Below are 23,731 nucleotides of genomic sequence, written 5' to 3'. Positions count from 1 at the left end.
CTCGAAAGCACAGCTTTCTTCGCCTTCACGCGGGCCAAAGCTGCGCTTTGTCTGTATCCGCGTTCAGCCCCATGTGAGAGTAGGTCACCGCCAGGCACCTAATAAAATAGAAAAGCCCTTCGCGTAAGCGAGGGGCTTTTTTATTTTCTATGCGTTGTTGTTGATAGACCTACTCGAACGGAGTGACAAATCTGTCGGGAACAGATTTGAACAGCCGTTAGGCTGGCCCGAAGGGCGGAGGGCAGGATGCCCGGAGTAAAGTAGGTCACCGCCAGGCACCTAATAAAACGTCAGAAGGCCACCCATTAGGGTGGCCTTTTGTCGTTTAAGCGCCTAACGGCGCGCTAATCTCGCGGTGAAGTGCCGCAGGCTCCAACCTATCCCTCTGCTTAACGACAGCGCGCCGCAGGCTCCAAGCAAGGGCGCGAATTTTGCCGCAACATTGATTAGCGTGTTGAGCGATATCTAATACACTAAATTCAGTTTCACATACTCGAAGGACTGCGATCTTGTGACTGATCCCCTGATGATTTTAGTGGCGGTAGGTTTACTATCGATTAGTTGTCAATACATAGCTTATCGCATTCATCTACCGGCAATTCTGCCTTTGCTACTCGTTGGTTTAGTCGTCGGCCCTCTAACAGGCATGTTGGAGCCTGACGATCTATTTGGTGATTTACTCTTTCCCATTGTCTCGCTTTCTGTCGCGGTCATTTTGTTTGAAGGGGCGCTCACGCTGAAGATGAGTGATCTCGGCTCCCATGGCGCTATGGTGCGAAACTTGTGTTCGGTTGGCGCATTAGTAACATGGGCTATTGCCTCGCCGATTGCTCATTTTGGCTTGGGAATGAGCTGGGAGATAGCTTGCCTGTTTGGCGCTATCGTGACAGTCACAGGGCCAACCGTCATTGTACCCATGCTGCGCACGGTTCGACCTAGTAGTAAATTGTCCAATATCCTTCGTTGGGAAGGCATTGTCATCGACCCGATAGGCGCTTTAGCTGCAGTGCTTGTCTATGAATTTGTCGTGTCGGCGCAAAACCCTTTGTTACACACGGTTGAAGCCTTTGGCCTGACATTAATATCCGGATTTGGCATCGGCTTCGCTGTTGGCTATTTACTCGGTATCGTGCTGCGGCGTCATTGGATACCGCCCTATCTTGAAAATACCGCAGTACTAACTATCATGCTCGGCGCTTTTGCCACCTCTAACCACTTTGCCCATGAATCCGGGCTATTAGCTGTAACTGTGATGGGCATGTTGTTGGCCAATATGAAAAATGTTGAGGTTGATGACATTCTCGAGTTTAAAGAGACGCTCAGTGTTCTGTTGATCTCGGCGCTGTTTATTTTACTTGCCGCGCGCCTAGAATTGAGCGCCATTAAACAGCTCGGGTTTGGCGCTGTTATCGTGGTTTTGGGCATTATGTTTGTTGCTCGGCCGGTTTCTGTTTGGATTTCTGCTATTGGCACAGACCTTAACTGGCGAGAGAAAGCTTTGCTCAGCTGGATAGCGCCACGCGGTATCGTCGCGGCTGCAGTGTCGGCATTATTCGCCATCAAACTAGAGCATCTGGGCTTTGCTCAAGCTGAGCAACTGGTGCCAATGGTGTTTCTGGTCATTATTGCTACGGTAATATTTCAAAGCCTGACATCGGTGCCAGTCGCTAAGTTATTGCAAGTCCGCGAATCGAGTCCCAGAGGAGTGCTTATTTTCGGCAGCCAGGATTTCTCTCGCCAGCTTGCCAAGGAGTTAATTGCCAAAAACGTTCCAGTGCAAGTAGCCGATACCAACTGGGATGCTATTAGGCGCGCTCGGATGGCTAACATTCCAACTTACTACGGCAACCCTATTTCTGAGCATGCCGAGCGTACGCTCGATCTGGCAAAATTTGGCCAAGTGTTGATTCTGTCACCATATCGCCAATTGAATCCGCTGGTAACCTACCATTTTGAGTACTCGCTTGGACGCGGCGCGGTGCTCGGATTAAGTAATGCAGAACAAGACAATCGCGCTAGCCATCAAGTAGCCGGCCATTACTCAGACACTTTAGGCTTGTTTGGGGCTGGTGTTTCCTATGGTCAGCTTGCTAGCTCGGTGAGTCGCGGAGCGATCATAAAAACCACCAAGCTTTCAGAAGCGTTTACCATTGATGATTATGATAAGGAATATGGGCAGCGGGCATTGAAGCTATGCGCTATTTCAGCAACTGGTAAATGTCATTTTTATACGGCGCAAGCGTTGGTGGAAGTGAAGGCCGACTGGGTTATTGTCAGTTTAATCGAACCTGACTAGACTGACCTGTTAGTTATTAATGGAATAAATTTATCTCTTAAAAAAGGGAATTTGCTATGAGTCGAATACTCTGTGGGCTTGCGGCCGTCTGCTTGTCGATCGCGAGCACCTGCCATGCTCAACATAAACTGTCTGCCAGTGGTTACGTTGCACTATTTGACTATGAGTTCGATAACCGCGAGTTGGCCGAGCGCTACTCTAATCATGAGGGAGCAGTTCATTATACCCTTCGTTATCAATATGACCTGTCTGAGCGTTGGTCGGCAGGTATTGGCTATTTAAACGGCACATCGAATACTGCTGAAAACATATTTGATGGCTTATTGAACGATAAAGTCGAGGTTGAATATCAGGCCGTTCAATTGTTTGCTCAAGGTCGAATGCCGGTATCGCAACGCAACTTCCTGTTTGCAGAGGCTAGCCTGTCCCGTTATGACAACGATTTAGTGGTTGATGGCGATACCTTCTCGTCCACTGATGGGGTTGGCTTTGGCGTTGGAGTTGGCTGGGATCACGAGTTTGATAATGGATTTGGCTCTCGCGTTAGTTTGTCGTATGACCGCTTTGGCGATGAGGTTCAATTGTGGAGCCTTGGGGTCGGCATGAGCTATCGGTTTTAACGACAAACATGCAGCCATAAACGAGATCAGTTGATCTCGCTTATCAATATTCGCCCGGGGCGATGAAAGGTCGAACGACTTGCTAGTATCAGTGTTAGCATCACTGACACTGATAACATGACAAAAATGGCGATGAAGATCAGCCATTGATAGCGGACCGCGATGAGCGGATCGGTACCGCCGAGAATTTGTCCCGTCATCATACCTGGAAGAGTCACCAATCCTGTTGTTGCCATTGATGCCAGTATTGGCGCGAACGCTTGTTGCATTGCCGAGCGAATAAAAGGCTGCGCGGCTTGCGCCGGAGAAGCTCCCAACACGAGGGCATTTTGGTAGTCTTGCTGCTGGTCTTTGAGCGCGCCGAAAAGTCGTTGTAGCGCGACAATGTTGCCGCTTAGGCTATTGCCCAGCAACATGCCCGCCAATGGGATCATATACTGTGCACCGTATCGCGGTTCGGGTTGCAACACCAGCCATAACATTAGAATCAACATCGGCAGCAGACCCAGGGTTAAGCCGCAAATTGCAGGCAACAACAGTTGGCGTTTGGGTAGTTTTGCCTTGTCAACAATAGCGCTGGCCCCAACAATGAGCATCACTAGCAGCCAAAGGCTATTCAGCCACCAATAATTCAACGTGAACAACTGTTGCAAGTACAAGCCAACAAGAGCCAACTGCACAGTCATTCTAATCAATGCCCAAGCCATATCTCGACCAAGCTCTAACTGATAAAGCCAGTTAATCGCAACTGGTATCATTAGGCTCAGAGCAAACAACAGCAGCATCGAATCACTAATGGCAATAGTCGGTTGCATCATTATTTTTCCGTGTGTGCCCAATCAAATTGCAAAGTGTTTACTGCGCTACCGGATACCGAGAAACTTGCTCGGGACTGAAATGGCAGCTAAACCTAATTGAGCTTATTGATGCCCATAACAGGAGGCTAACTATGTCTGATCACACTTACAAGCTTACCGAACTTGTTGGCAGTTCGCCGGATGGAGTTGATGCCGCGGTGAACAATGCGGTTGCCCGAGCCAGTCAAAGCATTCGCAATATGCGCTGGTTTGAAGTGAAGGAAATACGCGGTCATATAGACGATGGCGCGGTTGCCCATTGGCAGGTTACTATCAAGGTTGGATTTACGTTGGAAGATTAATCTTGAATAAAACACCCAAGCGGATATTGATTACGGGGTTAAATGGCACTTTGGCCCCAGCTCTCGCTGATGCTTTAAACACCGTTGGCTTGACGGTCATCGGCTGGGATCGAAGCCGCTACCCCACCGACAATTTTGCAACCGTTGAACAATTTTGGTCGGAGCATCAACCCGATGCCTGTTGTCATCTTGGTATGGGAAGCCCAAATTGGGCGGGACAGCTTGCGACAATGTGTCATCGCTACGAGTTGCCATTGTTGTTTACTTCCACAGCGATGGTGTTTGATGCCAGCTCCGACGGTCCTTACCAAACAACATCACCAGCAAATCCGCAAGATGATTACGGTCGAATGAAATTAGCGAGCGAGCAAGCGGTGGTTAGTGCTTGTCCGGATGCGTTGATCGCCAGAATAGGTTGGCAGATACATGATCGTCGAGGCGGTAACCATATGTTCGAAGCTTTGTCACAACAAATGGAGCAAAACGGCAAGGTGACTGCCAGCGAAACTTGGATACCGGCAACTTCGTTGATGTCTGATACTGCCGAGACGTTGATGGCTTTGTTGCTGCAGGGACAGCGAGGGTTGTTCCATTTGGACTCAAATGCTGTGGCGTCATTGAATTTTGCTGAGATAGTCAAGCGCCTGAATAACAAGCTCAACGCAGGCTGGAAGATAGACGTCGATCAGAGCTATCGTCATGATCAACGTTTGTTGGACGCAAGGGTGGTCATGCCAAGGTTATCTTGCCGCCTTTAAGTTGTTCGGCTGTCATTAATAACGTAAAAAAGAGCGACACTAGGTCGCTCTTTGCTATTGGCAACGACACTTTAGCAGTTAGAGTTTGACCAACGTTCTTCCGGTCACCTGACCTGCAACAATCTTATCGGCCCATTCTGGCACCTGCTGCAAAGATATTTCTTCACTGGCTTGTTGGTAAAACGACTGAGTCAGGAGCTGTTCTAAGCGTTGCCAAGCTTGTTGCCGCTTGTCGAAAGGGCACATCACCGAGTCAACTCCCGCTAGGGTGACGTTTCTGAGAATAAATGGCATCACGGTCGATGGCAGCTTAAAATCTGCAGCCAAGCCGCAAGCCGCGACACAACCACCATACTGAGTTTGAGCGATGGCATTGGCAAGGATGTTGCCACCGGTGGTGTCAACAACACCCGCCCAGCGCTGTTTATCCAATGGCTTCGCTCGGTCTTCTAACTCACTGCGAAGAATGATATTGCTGGCCCCAATAGACCGCAAATAATCGGAGTTTTGTTCGCGTCCGGTAACTGCGGTAACTGAGTAACCTAGCGCGGCCAACAGTGCAATGGCCGTTGAACCAACACCGCCAGAAGCTCCGGTAACTAGGATCTCGCCACGCTCTTTACTGACACCATTGTGTTCAAGCGCCATCACACAAAGCATAGCGGTTAAGCCTGCGGTACCAATAATCATCGTTTGTTCAGCCGACAAGCCGGTCGGCAGTGGCACCAACCAATCACTTTTTAATCTGGCTTTTTGCGCTAAACCGCCCCAGTGGCCTTCTCCTACGCCCCAACCGGTAAGGACGACTTCATCGCCGGCTTGGTATTTTGGCGATTCCGATTCCAATACCGTACCAACCAAGTCGATGCCCGGCACCATTGGAAACGAACGAACGATCTTACCTTTACCTGTGATGGCAAGGCCGTCTTTGTAATTAATAGATGAGTGGGAAACGGCGATAGTGACATCACCATCGGGGAGTTGATCGTCGCTAAGTTGCTCTACAGCAACCTGTTGTTGACCATCAAGCTCACGAATCACAAGCGCGTTAAACATGCAAAAAGACCTCAAACCAAATGACTGTTGCCGAAGTTTAGCTGTTGTTTGACTACTTGAGTTATTTATATTTTGACTGATTGTTCAATAATTGATTTGGTTTGGTATTGTTGAGTGTTTTCTAAACGGTCTTGCGCCTTTTAACGCTCTGATAACAATGTATTAATTCGTAATTTAGCCACTGCTTTAGCGTTCAATGAGACGTTGATACAAGGCATCTTTTAGATTGGCACGCTCCATCTTCATATCGACGAATGTTTGGTCATCAATGGGAACCCCCCGCGCTTCCAGAGCGTTTATTTGGCGGTCAAGGGCATGATAGCGCTCATTTTGTTGACGAAAATCTGAGTCCTCAATGTGAAGAGAACGAATACGATTGTAAAACTCAGGAAAGTCATGGGTTAGCGCATGATTTGAATCGGACATAATTAAACCCTCTGGGGACTGAACAGTAACCACTGATTAAGATAGTCGTTATGGTCAACTGCAATGATGCATGTGACACAGTTTGAAGAAAAATACCGCGCAGTAGTTCATGGTCAGGTTTAATCCAAAGCAATCGGCAATGAGATGCCGAAACACCTAGTAGAGGCCAAGCGTAAGCTCTTTTGGTATGTGAGTTGCCGATCTTGTCCTGTCAAGCTAGTGATACGAGCAGTTTTCAAAAACTTTCGATTAAAACTTGCCACGTAGCCAGTTATACTACGGCGCTAAATTTTTAACTGATGGATGAAAAATAGCGTTATGACAATCAAGCGTATTGGACACCGTTACAGCGATGCTAAAACAGGTGCCACTTTAGATGTGTGGTTCCCAAAATCCAACAAAGAGATTGCACGTCACTGTTTGGCTGCTAAAGCTGGCATTATCAAAGGTGATTTTGTCACGGTGGAAATTGCTTCCGTTGATGATGCGCCGCAGTCTGCAGAAGAAGCTTACCTGCGCCTTCACTTGATCTCTGAGCGAGCTTTCCGCCCGCATGAAATCAATCTCGATGGTGTGTTTGGTCTGTTGACCAATGTTGCCTGGACTTCTGCTGGCCCAGTGCTGCCGAGCGAAGTCGAAAACCTGCGCGAGGCTATTGCCGAAGAAGCCCTGCAATTCAATGTTACTTCCATCGACAAGTTCCCGCGCATGACCGATTATGTCATTCCAGAGGGCGTGCGTATTGGCGATGCTGACCGTGTTCGCTTGGGCGCTCACCTTGCTGCTGGTACCACAGTGATGCATGAAGGTTTTGTCAACTTCAATGCTGGTACTTTAGGCAACTCTATGGTCGAAGGCCGCATTAGCGCCGGCGTCGTTGTCGCTGAAGATACTGATATCGGTGGTGGTGCTTCTATTATGGGCACTCTCTCTGGTGGTGGTAAGCAGGTGATCTCAATGGGCCAGCGCAATTTGCTGGGTGCAAACGCTGGCTTGGGCATCTCTCTGGGTGATGACTGTATTGTTGAATCTGGCTTGTACCTGACTGCCGGTACTAAGGTAAAACTGCCTGATGGCTCAATCGTCTCAGCTCGTGAATTGTCTGGTCAGTCGAAGCTACTGTTCCGCCGTCATAGCCAAACTGGTGAAGTACAAGCCGTCACTACCGATGGCACATCGTGGGGCGGCCTTAACGCGGCGTTGCACTCCAACGACTAATTGTTAACTTTGTTGGGTTGGCTAGCGGTTGGCGTTAGCCTGGCTAAGAGCGCTTCCACTGGAGGCGCTTTTTTATTGCCGGATGCATTACAGTGCGGCGTGGAGCAGGGCGGCAACGCCTAGTGCCATTCGCGTATTTGCATCTACGGTCCGAACGATAATCGCTGCATTGATGCTGTATGTACCGGTAGGGTCTGGCAGGCTGCCAGCAACTACCACAGAACCAGCAGGAACTCGGCCGTGATAGGTTGCATTGCTTTGTCGATCGTAAATGCGAGTGCTTTGGTCTATGTTCACGCCTGTCGCAATAATTGAACCTTGCTCAATCACAACACCATCAGCAATAACTGAACGAGCGCCGATGTAACAATGGTCTTCAATAATGGTGGGTTTGGCTGCTAGCGGCTCTAGCCTGTTGCTAATCACCACACCATCGCACAGTTGAACTTTCTTACCTAATTGTACGCCGCACCCCACGGTCACCCAAGAGCCTATCCTGCAGTCATGATCAATGTGAGCACCCTGACCAATATAGCAGGGCATCATAGTCGCAGTTGGCGCGACGTATGCGCTTTTACAAATCGACGCAGATGCAGATTCAACGTGTTGGTGTATCGACTGGTTTGGTTTATTGAAGTCTGGCAAGTCAAACGACAACAGAATGGCTTTTTTCAGCCACTGGTGAACTACCCATTCACCAGCAACTTTGTCAGCAATCCGCAAGGAGCCTTCGCCAAGCTGAACTATCGTTTGCTTGATAGCATCAGTAAGATTCTCATCGGCGCAACCCAACAGTTGCAGCTCTCTTTGTTGGAACGCCGATTCGATGATGACTTGCAAGTTGGTCATCAAGTCTCCTGGTTAGCTACAAACAGCTGAGTCCTCTAAAGATGCTTCTTTCATCAAGCGGCACTGCAACAGCTCTTTGGTATCTTCGTCAAGTGCTTCACCGAGCTTGGTTGAGAGACTGAAAAAGTCTTCAGCGCGCTCGCCAACAGTCGAAATCTTTGCTGAGTGCAAGCTTAGCTCCATCGAGTGGAACAGTGTTGCTACATCGGCCAATAGTCCGGGCCGATCCAAAGCGACCAACTCTAGCATAGTCCGGTTTGGCTTCTCGCTAGGTATGTACTTGACCTTAGGTTGAATATTAAAATTCTTCAACTGTCGCGATAACTTAGGAGCCGGCCCTTTATCTGACAAATCTTGTTTGAGGCTTTGTGCGAGGGCGCCAGTTACTTCATCGATTCGGGCCTGACCGGACAATGGCGAGCCATCGCGTTCAAGCACAACGAAAGTGTCCATGGTCATGCCGTCTTTGGTGTTCAAAATCTGGGCGTCAAATACGTCCAAATTCTTACGGTCCAAAATGTTCACCGTATGGAGGAACAAGTTGGCCTTGTCGCGCGCATAGATGAAGAGTTCTGAGCTATCTCGGTCGGCAATTTCTGATAGCGCCAATAGCGGCTCGTGACTATCTCCATGGGCAATAATTCGCATGGTGTGCCAAGCAACCTGCTCAGGCGTGTGGCGAACGAAATATTCTGGCTTGAACCGTTGCCACAAGATATCAATTTGCTCGCGTTCGATATTTTGATCGAGCAGCTCTAACGCTTTGCTTTGGGTAAATTCAATGTGGCTGGCGATATCAAGATTCTGTTCAACACCCTCAACCAAGGCATTGTAGGTTGCCTTGTACAATTCTCTTAACAGCGAGCCTTTCCAGCCATTCCAAAGGTTGTCATTGGTGGCACGAATATCGGCAATGGTTAGACAGTAGAGGTATTTTAACCGAACAGGAGACCCAACTTTTTGAGCAAAAGTTGATACCACCTGTGGATCTTGAATATCTCGTTTCTGAGCGGTGACCGACATCAACAAGTGTTTTTCAACTAGCCATGCCACCAATTCACCTTGCTCTTTGCTGTAACCATGATGTTTACAGAACTCAATGGCATCAACCGCGCCGAGCTCTGAGTGATCGCCTCCACGACCCTTCGCGATGTCATGAAACAGCGCGGCGAGAAACAGTAAATCAGGCTCTTCGATCTGAGCCATTACCCCGCGGACATGGGGGAATTGCTCGGCAAACTCTGAGCGAGTTAGGCGATAGAGGTTTTTGGTCACTCGGTAGGTGTGCTCATCGACGGTGAAAGCATGGAACAAGTCGAATTGCATTTGACCAACAATGTGCTCCCAAGCTGGCATGTAAGCGGCCAAAATGCCATGACGGTGCATGATCGCAATTGGTCGACCGGGTCCGCGTGGGTGACGCATCAGACGCACAAATAGCTCGCGGCACTGAGATACATCTTGCAGGTAGCCACGTAGCTGGCGACGGCTAACCCGCAGCCGACGAATTGCGTGAGCTGATACGCCGGTAACATTTCTGTGATCTGCAATATGTAGCAGCAGGCGAATGAAGTTTGCTGGGGTGTCAAAGACATTGGGGTGACGCAAGCCAATGTTGTTGCCGCGCATCAAAAAGTCATTGTCTAATTCGGTGACTTCAGCAGAGTAATAGGTGTCAAGGAAAGCATCAGCAAACAGTTGCAGCAGCATTTGATTGAGCTCGATGACACGACGAATGGTTTGATACAACCGCTTCATCATCTTCTCTACAGCTAGGTTACCATCGTCACAGTAGCCTAACCCTCTTGCTACTTCGGCTTGATAATCAAACAGTAATCTGTCTTCGGCTCGCTTAGTGACCGTATGCAGCACAAACCGAACTTGCCACAGAAACTTTTGACATTGCTCGAGTTCGTCATGCTCGTCGACGGTCAGAAAGCCGTGCTCTACTAGCTGAGACAATTCATCGGCACCGAAATGGTTCTTCACGACCCAACCAATGTTTTGAATGTCGCGAAGCCCGCCGGGATTCGCTTTGACGTTTGGCTCGAGGTTATATGCGGTGTCGTGGTATTGCTCATGACGAGCGACTTGCTCTGCCATTTTGGCTTGAAAGAAAGTGTCCGAAGGCCAGAATTTTTGCGACTTCACTTCTTGCGCAAGCTGTTGATAGGGGACTTCATCACCGGAGATGAGTCGGGACTCCATCAAATTGGTGGCAATAGTGATATCTTCTTTGCCCAGCGACAAGCATTCCTTCACCGAACGGACGCTATGTCCGACCTCTAATCGAATATCCCATAAGTTGGTAATAAACTGGCTAAGCTTGCTTTCAGTATCCGCATTTATTGGACGTTGGCTCAGGATCAACAAATCAACGTCGGAATGAGGGTGTAATTCTCCTCGACCATAGCCGCCGACTGCAACCAGTGATAAATCACTGACATCATGCAGATCGAGTTGCCACCAAAGTTGGGTCAGTAGTTGATCAATAAAGCGGCTGCGGGCTTTGACCAAATGAATAACCGATGTCCCTCGATGATACTGAGAGCTCAGCCAATCAAGGCATTGGTCGTGAAGGGCCCGAAACGTCATGACTCGCTCGGTTTTGGGGTATTGGCTGAAATCGACTTCAAACTGCGGCATGTCGGATTCTCTATGTCCTTGTGTTAGCGGTTGTGGAGTACACGCTCAATGGTGTCATCGCTGCGAAGAGTCAACACTTCACAGCCGGTATCAGTCACCAAAAGGGTGTGTTCCCACTGGGCTGATTTTTTGCCATCAATGGTGGAAACGGTCCAACCATCGTCCTTGTCTAATCGGGTTTGTTTGCGGCCTGCATTAATCATTGGCTCAATGGTAAAACACATGCCGGCCTTCAATTCGACTTTACTATTGTTCTTGTAGTGAACCACTTGCGGGTCTTCGTGAAAAGTCGCCCCGATACCATGGCCACAGTATTCCTCAACAATGGTATAGCGAGCGCCACTTTTTTTCTTTTTCTTCACTAAGTTTTCAATGGTGGTGCCGATCTCTCCCAAAAATGCCCCTGGGCGCACTTTGCGAATGGCTTCATACATAAACTCCTGAGTTGCCAAACACAAACGGCGGTCTGCTGGCGATATCTCGCCGACGTAGAACATCTTGCTGGTATCGCCGTGGTAACCGTCTTTAATCACGGTAATGTCGATATTGATGATATCCCCGTCCGCTAGGATGTGCTCGTTATCAGGGATACCGTGACAAACCACTTCATTTACTGAGGTGCAAATAGACTTGGGAAAACCGTGATAGTCGAGAGGCGCAGGGATGGCTTGTTGCTCATTGACGATATAGTCATGGCAGATCCGATCCAGCTCACCTGTGCTTATACCGGCCTTGACATGGGGCTCGATCATCTCAAGCACTTCGGCTGCCAAGCGCCCAGCAATGCGCATTTTCTCGATTTCTTCTTCGGTCTTTATTTTGATATTCATTCACAAGCCTGTTGTCGACCAACTGAGTGCCACTCTCGGGTGGTTGGTGCTGGTTCGGTTTCTTTACAAGAACAAGCTAACAATTCACTGAAATCAGCGGCAGTAGATTGTTCAAAATGGCTGACTATGTTATAAAGCGCGCCGACAATTCGCAAATGTGATTCGCATCATGTGAATTGATCGAACGAGTTGCCCGTTTGGCTTGATGATAATGCAGGTTAAATGGGCTTTAAATAACACACACGTATCGACACATATACCGGGGTGCCTCTTTGAGGTCGGCTATATGGGGTGCGTGGAGGCCTAACCCGAATGAAGAGGTAATTATGGCAAACGTATCTATGCGCGACATGCTCAAAGCTGGCGTGCACTTTGGTCACCAAACTCGCTACTGGAACCCACAGATGAAGCCTTTCATCTTTGGTGCTCGCAACAAGGTTCACATCATCAACCTTGAGCAAACTGTTCCAATGTTCAATGACGCTTTGAACTTCCTTTCTGGTGTTGCAGCTAAGCGCGGCAAGATCCTGTTCGTTGGCACCAAGCGTGCTGCTGGCGAAGCGATCAAAGAAGCTGCTCTGAGTGCTGGTCAGTACTATGTTAACCACCGTTGGTTGGGTGGCATGCTGACTAACTGGAAAACTGTTCGTCAGTCCATCAAGCGTCTAAAAGATCTGGAAGCGCAAAGCCAAGACGGTACTTTCGAAAAGCTCACCAAGAAAGAGGCGCTGATGCGTGCTCGTGAAATGGAAAAGCTTGAGAAAAGCCTTGGCGGTATCAAAGATATGGGCGGCCTGCCAGACGCGATCTTCATCATCGACGCAGAACACGAACACATCGCCATTAAAGAAGCAAACAACCTGGGTATCCCAGTTGTAGCTGTGGTTGATACTAACTCTTCACCAGCCGGTGTTGATTACGTTGTTCCAGGTAACGATGATGCGATCCGTGCTATTCAGTTGTACACCAGCTCTGTTGCTGCTGCTGCAATTGAAGGTCGTGATAGCAACACTGTTGCTGCTAAAGAAGGCGACTTCGTAGAAGAAGCCGCGGAGTAAATAAGGCTTAATTCCCTAGCCAAGCTACTTGAGGCAGCTAACGATATAGACGCCTTAAGTAGTGCTGGATAAAGGCCTTATTAATCCAAGCAGACGTATTGTTTTGGTGAAAGGGGTCAGTGAACTGACCCCTTTTCCATGCAATAACCTTGCATAGTCCAAATTCTGAGGAAAACTGAGATGGCAATTACTGCTGCCCTGGTAAAAGAGCTCCGCGAACGCACTGGCGCGGGCATGATGGATTGTAAAAAAGCGTTAACTGAAACTAACGGTGACATTGATTTAGCAATCGAAAACATGCGTAAGAACGGTCAAGCGAAAGCAGCTAAGAAAGCTGGTAACATCGCGGCTGAAGGTACCATTCTTATCGCTGAAGGTGCAGGTTTTGCTGCACTGGTTGAAGTGAACTGTCAAACAGACTTCGTTGCTAAAGACGAAAACTTCTTAGGTTTTGCTAACAAAGTTGCTGCAGCTGCAGCAGAAGCAAAAACTACTATTGCAGATTTAGCGGCTAAGTTCGAAGAAGAGCGTGTACAGCTGGTTGCAAAAATCGGTGAAAACATCAACGTTCGTCGTTTAGAGTACGTTGACGGTGCTAACTTGGCTTCATACACGCACGGCGGCCGTATCGGTGTTGTTGTTGCTGGTGAAGGCGACGCCGAAACACTGAAGCACGTTGCGATGCACGTGTGTAACTCTAAGCCTGATTTCTTGACTCCAGATGACGTTCCAGCTGACGTTGTTGAAAAAGAGAAAGCCATTCAGGTTGAAATTGCGATGAACGAAGGCAAGCCTCAAGAAATCGCAGAGAAAATGGTTATTGGCCGTATGAAGAAGTTCACTGGTGAGATCGCTCTTACTGGTCAAGCCTTCATCATGGAGCCTAAGAAGTCTGTTGGCGAAATGCTGAAAGAAAAGTCAGCTTCTGTTGCTGCATTCATCCGCTTAGAAGTAGGTGAAGGTATCGAGAAGAAAGAAGAAGACTTTGCCGCTGAAGTAGCTGCGCAAATCGAAGCTTCTAAAAAATAAGATAAAGTTTATAGCTTCTCTCGGAAGCCTATATACTCTAGCTGCTCAGGTGTATCGTCGGTCCTCGGTGATACACCTTCATTCTTCGCACAGGAAGCAAACATGACCACCAATCCTAAATTCAATTATCGTCGCATTCTTCTTAAGCTCTCCGGTGAAGCACTGATGGGAGAGGAAGGTTTTGGTATTGATCCGCTGGTACTAGACCGCATGGCTCTGGAAATCAAAGATCTGATTGAAATGGGCATTCAAGTCGGCCTAGTGATTGGCGGTGGCAACTTGTTCCGAGGCGAAAAGCTAGCCAAAGCGGGCATGAACCGCGTTGTCGGCGACCACATGGGGATGCTTGCGACGCTGATGAATGGTTTGGCGATGCGCGATGCGCTGGCACGAAATCATGTTACCACCCGTTTGATGTCGGCAATTCCGCTCAACGGTGTTTGTGACACATACAACTGGGCTGAAGCAATCAGCTTGCTGCGCTCTGGCCGGGTTGTTATTTTCTCTGCCGGTACCGGCAACCCGTTCTTCACCACAGACTCTGCAGCTTGTTTACGCGGCATTGAGATTGAAGCAGACGTGGTACTAAAAGGCACTAAGGTCGATGGCGTGTTTTCTGCTGACCCAGTGACCAATCCAGACGCTGAGCTATACAGTACGTTGGACTACAACGACGTTCTGGAAAAAGAATTAAAGGTGATGGACCTAGCGGCATTTACCCTGGCCCGTGACCACAGCTTGCCAATTCGGGTGTTCAATATGAACAAACCGGGTGTGCTGAAACAGATTGTGATGGGCGAACCTGAAGGTACGCTCATTTGCCACCAGCAATAAGCGGTGGCTTGAAAATTTATCGGATAGAGGTGCAATAACGTGATTGACGATATTAAAGCTGATGCGAAAACTCGCATGGAAAAAAGCATTGAGTCGCTGAAAGGGCAAATGGCGAAGATTCGCACTGGTCGTGCTCACCCAAGCCTACTCGATAACATTAGCGTGTCATACTACGGTGCCGACACTCCACTGAACCAAGTCGGTAATGTGACGGTTCAGGATTCTCGTACCCTTGCTGTGACTGTGTTTGATAAGAGTATGATCCAAGCCGTTGAGAAAGCCATTATGAGTTCTGACTTGGGCCTAAACCCAAACTCTGCTGGCACAGTGATTCGTATTCCTCTGCCGCCGCTGACCGAAGAGCGTCGTAAGGACCTGATTAAAGTGGTTCGCGGTGAAGCTGAAGGTGGCCGAATTGCGATTCGCAATATTCGCCGTGACGCTAACAGCGACTTTAAATCTTTGTTGAAAGAAAAAGAGATTTCTGAAGACGAAGAACGTAATGCTGCAGACGATATTCAAAAGATTACCGATGGCTTCATCAAGACAGTTGATGAAATGCTTAAGGCGAAAGAAGCGGAACTGCTTGAAATTTAATTGTCTGCTTGGTTAACTTGACCACTACGCCGCACCTCGATGGCTAACCCCGAAGGCGCGGCGTTTTTATATCGTGCGTTAAATAAAATGGAATAAGAATGGCAGATCCGGATCAAGCTGATAAACCGCATCCGATAAAACACGTTGCAATTATCATGGATGGTAATGGTCGCTGGGCTCAGCAACGCAACAAACCTCGCGTATTTGGTCATAAATCCGGTGTTCAATCTGTCCGGCGGGCAGTCCGCTATGCAGGTCAACTAGGTATACAGGCGCTCACTCTATACGCCTTTAGCAGCGAGAACTGGCGTCGACCAGAAGCCGAAGTTGGTGTGCTGATGGAACTCTTCATGACGGTGTTGACTAGTGAAGTGAAGCGCCTGCACAAAAACAACGTTCGCCTGCGCATTATTGGCGACATTTCTCGCTTTAGCGATAAACTCCAACATAAGATCCGGGAAGCGGAAGCCAAAACGGCTGACAACAAGGGGTTGCTGCTGAATATTGCTGCCAACTATGGCGGTCGCTGGGACGTAGTTGATACGGCTAAACGACTGGCTCAGCAGGTTAAAAATGGTGAACTTGATGTCAACGACATTGATGAGACAATGTTTACCAATGCCACTTGCTTGGCCGGTGTTCCCGACCCGGACTTGATGATTCGCACCGGTGGCGATCACCGCATTAGCAACTTTCTTATCTGGCAAGCTGCCTATACTGAGTTCTATTTCACCGATACTCTATGGCCCGATTTTGATGAAACCGTGTTTGAACAAGCAATTCAGTCCTTTATGCAGCGTGAGCGGCGCTTTGGCTGTACGGGCGAACAGGTGCAAGGCACCGATGCTTAATCACACGGAGAAGAGTCCATGTTAAAGTTACGAATTCTTACCGCTTTGGTACTTCTCCCTGTCGCGTTAGCGGCAATTTTTCTACTCTCAGATACGGCTTTTGAAGTTGTTATTTGTGGCTTACTAATGCTGTCTGCGTGGGAGTGGGGAACTCTCATGGGTGGTTTGAAGCGCCGATTACGGACCATCTATGGTGTCGTGTCGATTGCTATTGTTGCTGCCGTGATGGCGCCAAGCCTTTCGGGCAATCACTGGCAAGGTGCACAATTAACCGATTGGTTTGTTATTGCGCTGTGGGCGGCCATGGGGTGGTGGAGCATCGCACTTGCTTTAGTGTTGATTTACCCCTCGGCGCAACCCTTGTGGCGAAGTTGGCCTGCGAAGGCTCTGATTGGTTGGTTGACCCTAATCCCTTGGGGATTGGCTATGATCGCGTTGCGCTCGATACCTTCAGAACAAGCCCATGCCGGTATTGCTTTGTTATTGATGTCCTTGTTGCTGGTATGGGCTGCGGACACTGGCGGCTACATGTTCGGTAAGCGCTTTGGTAAAACTAAGCTATTACCTAAAGTTAGCCCGGGCAAAACCGTTGAAGGGCTACTCGGTGGGTTAGCGTTGGCTAGTTTGATTGTCGTTGGCGGACTATGGTACTTCCCTGCGGCATCAGATAACTTAGCAATCTATCTGTTGTTTTGTTACCTCAGCGTGATTGCTGGCGTGCTTGGTGATTTGGTCGAAAGCATGCTCAAGCGCGATGCGGGGATTAAAGACAGCGGGAAAATCTTGCCTGGTCATGGCGGCATCCTCGATCGTGTCGATAGCCTGACTGCGGCAGTTCCGGTCTTTACCCTTGGCGCAATCTACTGGGCGGTTTAATGATGCCTTTGCAACAAGTGACGATCCTAGGTGCAACCGGCTCAATTGGGGTTAGCACCCTTGATGTCATTCAACGTCACCCTGATCGTTTTTCCGTATTTGCCTTGTCGAGTCATTCGCGAGTCGAAAAACTCTATCATCAGATTTTAACGTTTGAGCCTAAATATGCAGTGGTTGCGACACCACAGCAGGCTCAAAAGCTGCAAGCACAAGTGGCCAGCCAAGGTTGTCAGACACAAATACTGGCCGGCCCTGAAGGTCTGGTGGCAGTTGCCTCGGCCAGTGAAGTCGATCAAGTTATGGCGGCTATTGTTGGCGCCGCCGGGTTATTACCCACTCTTGCCGCTGCTCAAGCCGGCAAACGGGTACTGTTGGCAAATAAAGAATCGCTGGTATCGGCGGGTAAGTTGTTCATGGATGCGGTGCGTGATAATGGCGCGGAACTGTTGCCGATTGATAGTGAGCACAATGCCATCTTTCAATGCTTGCCAGCACAATGGCAGGCTAAACAACGGGGCCCACTGTTTAGCAAAGGCGTGAGCAAAATATTGTTGACCGGATCGGGAGGCCCGTTTAGAGAAACTCCGATTGCAGAACTTGCTAACAAAACACCGGCGCAGGCAGTCGCTCACCCCAATTGGTCGATGGGACAGAAGATCTCGGTCGATTCGGCGACGATGATGAACAAAGGCCTCGAGTTCATCGAAGCATGCCGTTTGTTTGATGCTAAACCTGAGCAAATTGAAGTTGTGATTCACCCACAATCGGTGATTCATTCTATGGTGCAATACAGCGATGGTTCGGTATTGGCGCAGCTTGGCCAGCCCGATATGCGTACACCAATCGCTCATGCCATGATGTTCCCGGAGCGCGGCCAATCCGGTGTCGAGCCACTTAACTTTGCTGACATCGCTAAACTGGAATTTTTACCACCGGATTTTAACCGTTACCCTTGCTTGCGACTTGCGATAGAAGCTTGTCAGCAAGATCAGGAATCCTGTACCTTGCTCAATGCAGCGAACGAAGTTTCTGTCGCACGTTTTCTGGCGGGACAAATCGGGTTTACCGATATCGCTGCCGTTAATGGCGAAGTGATGGCTACAGGCACTGATATACGAATTACTGTGCTCGATGACGTGTTGGCGATTGATCAACATGGGCGAGCGCTAGCCGAGCAGTTTTGTGCTCAGCGATAACGCGAAGGCTTGTGATGTTTGAGTTTTTCTGGAATCTAATTTTCTTTGTGGTGGCACTTGGCGTGCTGATCACATTTCACGAGTTTGGTCACTTTTGGGTGGCACGACGTTGTGGCGTCAAGGTGCTGCGTTTTTCGGTCGGTTTTGGTAAACCCCTGTATACCCGCCATGGCAAAACAGGCACAGAATATGTGATTGCAGCGATTCCTTTGGGCGGCTACGTCAAAATGCTCGATGAGCGAGTTGACGAAGTGTCATCCGAGGAAGCTCATCTGGCTTTCAACAATAAATCGGTTTGGCAACGCATTGCCATCGTCGCTGCAGGGCCCCTAGCAAACCTGTTGCTGGCAGTTGCGGCCTATTGGTTAATGTTCTTGGTTGGCGTGACTACCGTTAAGCCAATTATTGACGGTGTCGTTGCTGACTCTCCTGCGGCACTTGCTGGGATTGATGGCCGACAGCAAATTGTCGAAGTTGATGGTCGCGCGACGCCAGATTGGGAAGCAGTCAATCTCGTATTTGTCGCTCATATCGGCCGCGATTCTATGACATTAAAGGCAGAAGATCCTGGTGCAGGGCGGCCCATAACCTATCAACTCGATCTACGTGATTGGCAATTTGACCCCGACAAAGAGTCTGCCGTCCGTAGTCTTGGATTGGTGCCATTTCGACCTCAGATCCAATTAGTTATTCAGCAAGTTGAGGAAGCTACTCCGGCGCATAAAGCAGGCTTTGAAGTTGGCGATCAAATTGTTGCGGTAAACGGTGAATCTGCAACTGAATGGATCGATATTGCAAAATTAATTCAACAATCGCCGAACCAAGTGATGACATTTGATGTCGTACGTCATAACGACACCGTGACACTTTCGGCTACTCCGGGCGACAAAGGCGGACGCGGCTATTTAGGAATAGCGCCAACCGTTGAGCCTTGGCCGGAGCACTATGTGTTCGAATTAGCTTATGGCCCGATCGAGGCGATAGGCAAAGCAATGGATAAGACTTGGCAGCTGGTTACGCTGAGCGTCAGTATGATTGGTAAGCTAATCACGGGCGATGTCTCAGTTAAGAACTTAAGTGGGCCAATTTCCATTGCACAGGGAGCCGGTGCCAGTGCATCATTCGGCTTTGTTTATTTTTTGGGATTTGTGGCGCTAATTTCGGTCAATATTGGAATAATCAACTTATTACCACTACCAGTGCTTGATGGCGGCCACCTTCTCTATTACTTTATTGAGCTTCTATCGGGGCGACCCGTACCGGAAAAGGTTCAGGAGATCGGATTTCGTATTGGATCTGCAGCCTTAATGCTGTTGATGGGCTTAGCGCTCTTTAATGATTTTTCCCGGTTTTAATGCTCTTGGCGGTATAAAGGACAACATAAGAAAACATGGCTATTCGATCTGCACTTATCGCTTCTATAGCGCTCTTTGCCAGTGCCTCAGTGCAGGCTCAGGATACTTTTGTCGTAGAAGATATCCGAATTGAGGGGCTTCAAAGGGTTGCACTCGGTGCAGCCTTGCTCAGTGTACCTGTTCAAGTTGGCGATACGGTTGATGCAGAAACTGCCGCTATCATTCTGCGTAGCTTGAACGCTTCAAACCACTTTGAAGATATTCGTATCTTTCAAGACGAAACCACCTTGTTGATTCAGGTTCGCGAAAAGCCAACCATCAGCAGTATTGAGTTTAGCGGCAACAAAGACATCAAAGATGAGCAACTTCAAGAAAGCCTCGACTCATCAAAGATTCAAGTCGGTGAATCACTCGAACGTAGTGTTATCGCTGATGTAGAAAAAGGCCTCGCAGATTTCTATTACTCGATCGGTAAATACAACGCCAAAGTACAGGCGATTGTGACACCGCTGCCGCGCAACCGAGTCAGCGTCCAGTTTGTTTTCACTGAAGGCGATGCGGCTGAAATCGACCAAATTAACATTGTCGGTAACACCATCTATTCAGACCAAGAGTTACTCGAAACCCTTGAGCTGCGCGATACCTTGCCATGGTGGGATATCATGGGGAATCGTCGCTATCAGAAGCAAACCCTAGAAGGCGATTTAGAAACTCTAACCAGTTACTACCGTGACCGCGGTTACATCCGTTTCGAGGTTGAATCGACTCAGGTGGCGATGACGCCGAATAAAAAGTCGATTTACATTTCCATTAACGTTAAGGAAGGTGAGCCTTACCACGTTAAAGAAGTGAAGTTGTCGGGTAACTTGTTGAACCGCAAAGAGCTCATGCAGGCTTTATTTACCCAACGTCCGGGCGACTTGTACAACGCCGCCGAAGTCACTTTCTCTGAAGAGCGAATTAGCAAGTACTTAGGTCGTTTTGGTTATGCCTACCCAGAAGTAACGACATTCCCAGAACTGGATGACGAGACCAACGAAGTAACGCTAAACGTCAACATCAACCCAGGCAAGCGTATCTATGTTCGCCGGATTAACTTCGCTGGTAATACCATTACCAAGGATGAGGTGTTGCGTCGAGAAATGCGTCAGCTCGAAGGTGCTTGGTTATCGAATTCAGCCGTTGAGCTGTCGGAAAATCGACTCAATCGATTGGGTTACTTCGAGACTGCTGAGTCCGAAACTAATCGCTTGCCTCAGCAAGACGATATGGTCGACTTGGAGTTCACCGTCAAAGAGCAACCTTCAGGTTCCTTCACGGCCGGTTTGGGTTATGGTACTGATTCTGGCCTGAGTTTGCAGGCCGGTGTGCAGCAAAACAACTTCTTGGGAACAGGTAATAAGATCGGTGCTCAAGTCAACACCAACCGCTATAACCGCCGTGCTGACTTTAGTTACTCTGACCCTTACTTTACCAAGGACGGGGTATCATTTGGCGGTCGTATCTTCTACTCGGAATTTGATGCAGGTAGCGCTAACTTGATTAGCTATGACAATACTACCTATGGCTTGTCAACTAGCCTTGGTTTCCCGCTCGATGAATACAATCGAATTAACTTAGGTGTTGGTTACAATTACAACGAACTATCGAATCTTGATGATTACGACCAAGTTCGTAAGTTCTACCTGATCTATGGTGATGAGTCGAATCCTGATGGTCAGGTGAACTTCAATACCTTTGATTTCAACGCCGGTTGGTCACGCATTACGTTGAACCGAGGAACGTTCCCAACGAGCGGTTCATCGAATAGCGCTAATGCTATGATCACAACGCCTAATAGTGACCTGAATTACTTTACTCTTAACTACAACTATCGACAGTACTGGCCGCTCGATCGTCGACATGATTGGGTTATTGCTACCTCTGCTCAACTTGGCTACGGCAATGGTTATGGTTCCAATAATGGTCACGATCACATCATGCCGTTCTTTAAGAACTTCCGTGCCGGTGGTAGCTCTAGTCTGCGCGGCTTTGAGTCTCGTGGTGTTGGTCCTCGAGGTGTTCGTCGGGTAGCGGTTGGCAGCATCCCACCAAGTCCAGGCCCTGGCGGCGGTGCAGTGATTCCATCACCACCTGAAGATGATTTTCTTGAGGTGAGCAGTGGCTCGATTGGTGGTAATGCGTTGGCAGTTGCATCGCTGGAATTGATCGTACCAACTCCATTTATGGACGAGGCCTATAAAAACTCGGTTCGTACCAGTATGTTTTTAGATGTTGGTAACCTCTGGGATACTGAGTTTGATTACGACAGCTATAAAGATTTGCATCGTGATCAGCTTGATAAGATTTACGATTATTCAGACCCAAGTAAAATTCGTGCGTCAGTTGGTTTGACGGTTCAATGGTTGTCACCAATGGGACCGATGATCTTCAGTTTTGCTAAGCCGCTTGAAGATTACACTGGCGATAAAACAGAAACTTTCTCGTTTAATGTCGGACAAACCTTCTAACCAAGTGGCGTCCTAATCTCTAAGGAGTTTATTGTGAAAAAATTGGTTGCCGTTGCTGCTTTAGGAATGGCCATGTTGGCTGGCGCAGTACAAGCCAAAGGTATCGCGGTTGTTGATTTAGGCCGCATCGTGAAAAACATTCCACAAAGCGAAGCAACTGCCAAATTGTTGCAGGGTGAATTTGCCGATCGTCTTGATGAAATACAGCGTTTGGAAAAGCAAATGGCCGATAAGCAAGAAGAGGCACGCCGCAACGAAGCGCTGTTGACTGAAGAGCAGAAAATGAAAGTGGGCCGTGAGTTACAAGAAATGGACGCTTCATTGAAATTGAAAGCCAAAGCGCTGCAGCAAGATGGCCAACGCCGTCAAGCCGAAGAAAACAAGAAAATCTTTGTTATTGTGCAAAAAGCAATTAGCGAAATTGCCCAGAAAGAAGGCTACGAAGCTGTATTGGATCGCCAATCGATTCTATATGCTAAGCCAGAATCAGATATTTCAGCTAAAGTTGTCGAACACTTGAGCAAAAAGTAATTGGCTTTTAATGACTAGCATTACACTCGCTGCGCTTGCAGAACATATCGGTGCAACTCTCGATGGCGACGGCTCTGCCGTCGTTGTCGGTTTAAACACCTTAGAAAACGCCGACGGGCAACAAGTTAGCTTTCTAGCCAATAAAAAATACAAATCGCAACTCGAAGATTGTCACGCGCTCGCAGTGATTGTTAGCCCCAAAGAGCAATCATTAGTTGCAGGCCGAGCTTTGGTAATGGACAACCCATACTTGGGTTACGCTAAAGCGGCGCAATTACTCGATGATAGCCCAGTATCAGAAGCTGGCATTCACCCTTCCGTCACGATCGACCCAACCGCTTCGATTGGCAACAATGCGCATATCGGTCCCAATGTGGTCATCGAAGCAGATGTCCGAGTTGGCGACGATGTCAGTATTGGCGCCGGTAGTTATATCGGCGTGGGCGTTGAAATAGGCCATCGCGTCACCATCAAGCCCAATGTGACGCTTTATCATCACACAGTGCTCGGTGATGAAGTGATGGTCCACAGCAATACCGTGTTAGGTAGTGACGGTTTTGGCTTTGCCAATGACCAGGGGCGTTGGGAAAAAATCCCACAAATGGGCCGAGTCATTATCGGCGAAGGAGCCGATATTGGCGCCAGCGTGACCATCGATCGCGGCGCTCTTGATGACACCATCATCGGTAAAGGCGCTATTATTGATAATCAGGTACAGATTGGTCACAACTGTCAGGTTGGTGACTATACCGCGATTGCCGGAGCGTCTGGAGTTGCCGGTAGTACCAAAATTGGCAAGTACTGCATCATTGGCGGCGGCGTGGGTATTAATGGTCACATCGAAATTTGTGATGGAGTTCATGTCACCGGTGATTCGATGATCGTCAAGAGCATCACTGAACCTGGCGTATATTCAAGCGGTATTCCTGCCACCGGCAACAGAGAGTGGCGCCGAGGAGTGAACCGTTATAATCAACTGGGAGATTTGTTCGCGCGTGTCAAAGCGCTTGAGTCTCAGTTGAACCAAGATGATTGA

The 23,731-nt window shown here is 48.6% G+C and carries 22 protein-coding genes; 16 read left to right on the top strand and 6 right to left on the bottom strand.

The features are described 5' to 3' along the window. Positions 1-511: 511 nt before the first annotated feature. Positions 512-2,296 carry a cation:proton antiporter gene (locus tag CBE68_RS12355; protein WP_087506397.1) on the top strand — a complete coding sequence of 595 codons (1,785 nt, stop codon included), beginning with the start codon at positions 512-514 and terminating at the stop codon, positions 2,294-2,296. Positions 2,297-2,352: 56 nt separating this feature from the next. Continuing rightward, on the top strand, positions 2,353-2,916 hold the full coding sequence (locus CBE68_RS12350) for an outer membrane beta-barrel protein (RefSeq protein WP_087506396.1): 564 nt from the start codon (positions 2,353-2,355) through the stop codon (positions 2,914-2,916). A gap of 26 nt (positions 2,917-2,942) precedes the next feature. On the opposite strand, the gene CBE68_RS12345 is transcribed toward CBE68_RS12350, so the two are convergent. Beyond that, a complete protein-coding gene (locus CBE68_RS12345; protein ID WP_308477813.1) occupies positions 2,943-3,734 on the bottom strand; it encodes an ABC transporter permease in 792 nt (263 codons plus the stop codon). A gap of 131 nt (positions 3,735-3,865) precedes the next feature. Between CBE68_RS12345 and CBE68_RS12340 the strand changes: the two genes are divergently transcribed. Together CBE68_RS12340 and CBE68_RS12335 are read left to right on the top strand one after the other, a co-directional pair. Beyond that, on the top strand, positions 3,866-4,075 hold the full coding sequence (locus tag CBE68_RS12340; RefSeq protein WP_087506395.1) for a dodecin: 210 nt from the start codon (positions 3,866-3,868) through the stop codon (positions 4,073-4,075). Between the two features lie 2 nt (positions 4,076-4,077). Beyond that, positions 4,078-4,833 (top strand): sugar nucleotide-binding protein, encoded by a 756-nt coding sequence (locus tag CBE68_RS12335; protein WP_158100595.1) that lies wholly within the window; start codon positions 4,078-4,080, stop codon positions 4,831-4,833. Positions 4,834-4,911: 78 nt separating this feature from the next. Here CBE68_RS12335 and acuI read toward each other — a convergent pair whose 3' ends face one another. Further along, positions 4,912-5,889, bottom strand: coding sequence for an acrylyl-CoA reductase (NADPH) (acuI, locus tag CBE68_RS12330; protein WP_087506393.1), 978 nt, complete (start codon positions 5,887-5,889; stop codon positions 4,912-4,914). A 186-nt stretch (positions 5,890-6,075) separates the two neighbouring features. After that, positions 6,076-6,315 carry a YdcH family protein gene (locus tag CBE68_RS12325; protein ID WP_087506392.1) on the bottom strand — a complete coding sequence of 80 codons (240 nt, stop codon included), beginning with the start codon at positions 6,313-6,315 and terminating at the stop codon, positions 6,076-6,078. Positions 6,316-6,633: 318 nt separating this feature from the next. Here CBE68_RS12325 and CBE68_RS12320 point away from each other — a divergent pair, with 318 nt between their 5' ends. Next, positions 6,634-7,533 (top strand): DapH/DapD/GlmU-related protein, encoded by a 900-nt coding sequence (locus CBE68_RS12320; protein ID WP_087506406.1) that lies wholly within the window; start codon positions 6,634-6,636, stop codon positions 7,531-7,533. 87 nt (positions 7,534-7,620) lie between these two features. Here CBE68_RS12320 and CBE68_RS12315 read toward each other — a convergent pair whose 3' ends face one another. Genes CBE68_RS12315 through map form a run of 3 tightly spaced genes read right to left on the bottom strand, consistent with a single transcriptional unit; the run spans position 7,621 to position 11,858 of the window. Then, positions 7,621-8,382, bottom strand: coding sequence for a DapH/DapD/GlmU-related protein (locus CBE68_RS12315; RefSeq protein WP_087506391.1), 762 nt, complete (start codon positions 8,380-8,382; stop codon positions 7,621-7,623). 12 nt (positions 8,383-8,394) lie between these two features. After that, the gene (gene glnD, locus CBE68_RS12310; protein WP_087506390.1) at positions 8,395-11,028 is read right to left on the bottom strand and encodes a [protein-PII] uridylyltransferase; all 2,634 of its coding nucleotides are present in this window, start codon (positions 11,026-11,028) and stop codon (positions 8,395-8,397) included. Between the two features lie 23 nt (positions 11,029-11,051). Beyond that, positions 11,052-11,858 carry a type I methionyl aminopeptidase gene (gene map / locus CBE68_RS12305; RefSeq protein ID WP_087506389.1) on the bottom strand — a complete coding sequence of 269 codons (807 nt, stop codon included), beginning with the start codon at positions 11,856-11,858 and terminating at the stop codon, positions 11,052-11,054. 326 nt (positions 11,859-12,184) lie between these two features. Here map and rpsB point away from each other — a divergent pair, with 326 nt between their 5' ends. From rpsB to lpxD, 11 genes are all read left to right on the top strand, one after another. Continuing rightward, the gene (gene rpsB, locus CBE68_RS12300; RefSeq protein WP_087506388.1) at positions 12,185-12,916 is read left to right on the top strand and encodes a 30S ribosomal protein S2; all 732 of its coding nucleotides are present in this window, start codon (positions 12,185-12,187) and stop codon (positions 12,914-12,916) included. 180 nt (positions 12,917-13,096) lie between these two features. Beyond that, entirely contained in the window at positions 13,097-13,945 is an 849-nt protein-coding gene (gene tsf / locus CBE68_RS12295; protein ID WP_087506387.1) for a translation elongation factor Ts, read from the top strand. A gap of 102 nt (positions 13,946-14,047) precedes the next feature. Continuing rightward, on the top strand, positions 14,048-14,779 hold the full coding sequence (pyrH, locus tag CBE68_RS12290) for a UMP kinase (protein ID WP_087506386.1): 732 nt from the start codon (positions 14,048-14,050) through the stop codon (positions 14,777-14,779). Between the two features lie 39 nt (positions 14,780-14,818). After that, entirely contained in the window at positions 14,819-15,376 is a 558-nt protein-coding gene (gene frr / locus CBE68_RS12285; protein ID WP_087506385.1) for a ribosome recycling factor, read from the top strand. Between the two features lie 98 nt (positions 15,377-15,474). Then, a complete protein-coding gene (gene uppS, locus CBE68_RS12280; RefSeq protein WP_087506384.1) occupies positions 15,475-16,227 on the top strand; it encodes a polyprenyl diphosphate synthase in 753 nt (250 codons plus the stop codon). Positions 16,228-16,245: 18 nt separating this feature from the next. Continuing rightward, on the top strand, positions 16,246-17,103 hold the full coding sequence (locus CBE68_RS12275; protein WP_087506383.1) for a phosphatidate cytidylyltransferase: 858 nt from the start codon (positions 16,246-16,248) through the stop codon (positions 17,101-17,103). 8 nt (positions 17,104-17,111) lie between these two features. Continuing rightward, positions 17,112-18,299: a 1-deoxy-D-xylulose-5-phosphate reductoisomerase gene (gene ispC, locus CBE68_RS12270; protein WP_087506405.1), complete on the top strand. Its 1,188-nt coding sequence runs from the start codon at positions 17,112-17,114 to the stop codon at positions 18,297-18,299. 14 nt (positions 18,300-18,313) lie between these two features. After that, positions 18,314-19,654: a sigma E protease regulator RseP gene (gene rseP / locus CBE68_RS12265; RefSeq protein ID WP_087506382.1), complete on the top strand. Its 1,341-nt coding sequence runs from the start codon at positions 18,314-18,316 to the stop codon at positions 19,652-19,654. Positions 19,655-19,689: 35 nt separating this feature from the next. Further along, positions 19,690-22,164, top strand: coding sequence for an outer membrane protein assembly factor BamA (gene bamA / locus CBE68_RS12260; RefSeq protein ID WP_087506381.1), 2,475 nt, complete (start codon positions 19,690-19,692; stop codon positions 22,162-22,164). A 33-nt stretch (positions 22,165-22,197) separates the two neighbouring features. Then, a complete protein-coding gene (locus CBE68_RS12255) occupies positions 22,198-22,695 on the top strand; it encodes an OmpH family outer membrane protein (RefSeq protein ID WP_087506380.1) in 498 nt (165 codons plus the stop codon). A gap of 10 nt (positions 22,696-22,705) precedes the next feature. Then, on the top strand, positions 22,706-23,731 hold the full coding sequence (gene lpxD, locus CBE68_RS12250; protein ID WP_087506379.1) for a UDP-3-O-(3-hydroxymyristoyl)glucosamine N-acyltransferase: 1,026 nt from the start codon (positions 22,706-22,708) through the stop codon (positions 23,729-23,731).

This window comes from Neiella marina (assembly GCF_002165625.1).
In the GTDB taxonomy this organism is placed as follows: domain Bacteria; phylum Pseudomonadota; class Gammaproteobacteria; order Enterobacterales; family Neiellaceae; genus Neiella; species Neiella marina.
Note: the sequence above shows the minus strand (reverse complement) of the source record. Positions and strands in the feature narration are given on the sequence as shown.